Consider the following 2,034-nt stretch of genomic DNA (forward strand, 5'->3'; position numbering starts at 1 on the left):
CCTCGCCTTAGCTCAAAGAGAACGATTCTCTAAGGTGCTGAAGCACCAAGTGAATCGGTTCCGTACTATTTGTACTGCCTACGGCTTCGTCGCCTTGTCCTGATTTTTGTTAATCCACTATAAAAAGGTCGTCTGAAACCCATACATTCGGTTTCAGACGACCTCAAATCACGAATCAGCGTGTACCGAAAATCTTATCGCCCGCATCGCCCAAGCCGGGGATGATGTAGCCGTTTTCGTTCAAATGGCTGTCGAGGGCGGCGGTGTAGATGGTAACGTCGGGATGCGCTTCATTGACGACTTTGACGCCTTCGGGCGCGGCAACGAGTACCAACGCTTTGATATTTTTGCAGCCTTTCGCCTTCAACAGATCGATGGTGGCCACCATAGAGCCGCCGGTCGCGAGCATGGGGTCGATAATCAGCGCGGGGCGTTCGTCCATGCTGTCCACGAATTTTTCAAAATAGGAAACGGGTTTGAGCGTTTCTTCGTCGCGCTGCAACCCGACCACGCTGATTTTGGCAGTCGGAATCAGGTCGAGTACGCCGTCGAGCATGCCCAAACCGGCACGCAAAATCGGCACGACAGTCAAGGTTTTGCCCTTGATGCGGTCGCCTTCGATTTGACCGCACCAGCCGTCGATAATGTATTTTTCAATTTCAAAATCACGGCTGGCTTCGTAAGCCATCAGGCGCGCCAGCTCGGTAGTGAGGGTACGGAATTTGTAAGTGCTGCAATCGGCCTCGCGCATGAGCGTGAGTTTGTGGCGGACAAGGGGGTGATTGATAACGGTTACGTTCATTTGGCAGGCCTCGGATTGTTTTTGAATGGGCGTGATTATACTTTTTTTTGAATACTCGGAAAAGCAGGCAGAACACGGAAAAAGGTCGTCTGAAAAAGTTTTCAGACGACCTTTTGCTATCTTTTATCAGGCTTTCAGCAAATCTTGCAATTCGCCGGCTTCGTACATTTCCATCAAAATATCAGAACCGCCGACAAACTCGCCGTTGACGTAAAGTTGTGGGATGGTCGGCCAATCACTGTATTCTTTAATACCTTGGCGGACGGCATCGTTTTCCAAAACATTAACGGTTACATAATCAGTACAACCTGCGGCATTAAGAATTTGAACGGCGCGGGATGAGAAACCGCATTGCGGGAACTGCTTCGTGCCTTTCATAAACAAAACAACGCGGTGGGTGGTAACAACTTCTTTAATTTGGTCATGAATAGAGGTCATGGTGTGGTATTCCTTACTGACATAATCGGTTAATCGGGAGTTGCGCCATTATACGCAAATTAATGCGACTGGTGTCGGATGTTTAAAAAAGGTTTCCGAAACCCCGATACTGTTTTTCAGACAATCCACCAGCTTGACAGAAACTACCTAATCAAAGATAATCCCGCAATTAATTTGCAGCCGCATCGACGGCATACCCGGCGCCAAGCCGACTTGTTAGGAGGTGATGTTTACATCACGGCGCGTATCCCGCCGGTCGCAAGACACCCGAGATACAAACAACCACTTTTTTACAAACCGCCCTTTTTACTTTTATCCCTTTCGGCGGTTTGAAACCAGAATTCAATTTAAAGGAAATAAAATGCCTGCAATCCGCGTTAAAGAGAACGAACCTTTCGAAGTAGCCATGCGCCGTTTCAAACGTGCCGTAGAAAAAACCGGTCTGTTGACCGAGCTGCGCGCCCGTGAAGCTTACGAAAAACCAACTACCGAGCGCAAACGCAAAAAAGCCGCAGCCGTAAAACGCCTGCAAAAACGCCTGCGCAGCCAACAACTGCCTCCTAAAATGTACTAAACATCAATTGCAGGTCTGCCCTGTGATGCCGAAACACACTGCAAGGCTTGACCTGCGGTGTGTTTTGTTTTTCAGACGACCTTTAGGAGCTGTCGACATTCAATAGTTTCCGTGTCTTTTTATCCCCCAAGCGGTATCTTCTGCGTTGGAAATCCTCACAAGGTGTCCAACCTTGTTGCGGTTTCCGCCTTGAATCTTCCGCTTTGTGAACAAAAATCCA

Annotated in this window: 3 protein-coding genes; 1 reads left to right on the top strand and 2 read right to left on the bottom strand. The window is 48.6% G+C overall.

What is annotated here, in order from left to right; genetic code table 11:
• Nucleotides 1-175: 175 nt before the first annotated feature.
• Together upp and grxD are read right to left on the bottom strand one after the other, a co-directional pair.
• Nucleotides 176-802: a uracil phosphoribosyltransferase gene (gene upp, locus AC5M9B_RS04835; protein ID WP_487648320.1), complete on the bottom strand. Its 627-nt coding sequence runs from the start codon at nucleotides 800-802 to the stop codon at nucleotides 176-178.
• A gap of 126 nt (nucleotides 803-928) precedes the next feature.
• The gene (gene grxD / locus AC5M9B_RS04840; RefSeq protein WP_016688349.1) at nucleotides 929-1,240 is read right to left on the bottom strand and encodes a Grx4 family monothiol glutaredoxin; all 312 of its coding nucleotides are present in this window, start codon (nucleotides 1,238-1,240) and stop codon (nucleotides 929-931) included.
• Between the two features lie 361 nt (nucleotides 1,241-1,601).
• On the opposite strand from grxD, the gene rpsU reads away from it, so the two are divergent.
• Nucleotides 1,602-1,814 carry a 30S ribosomal protein S21 gene (gene rpsU, locus AC5M9B_RS04845; protein ID WP_002214819.1) on the top strand — a complete coding sequence of 71 codons (213 nt, stop codon included), beginning with the start codon at nucleotides 1,602-1,604 and terminating at the stop codon, nucleotides 1,812-1,814.
• The last annotated feature ends 220 nt before the right edge of the window (nucleotides 1,815-2,034 follow it).

Source organism: Neisseria flava (genome assembly GCF_982712965.1).

What these genes read in the sequence shown, in the direction of transcription:
- rpsU (WP_002214819.1), top strand. Translation starts at nt 1,602, where the DNA reads ATGCCTGCAATCCGCGTTAAAGAGAACGAACCTTTCGAAGTAGCCATG.
- grxD (WP_016688349.1), bottom strand. Translation starts at nt 1,240, where the DNA reads ATGACCTCTATTCATGACCAAATTAAAGAAGTTGTTACCACCCACCGC.
- upp (WP_487648320.1), bottom strand. Translation starts at nt 802, where the DNA reads ATGAACGTAACCGTTATCAATCACCCCCTTGTCCGCCACAAACTCACG.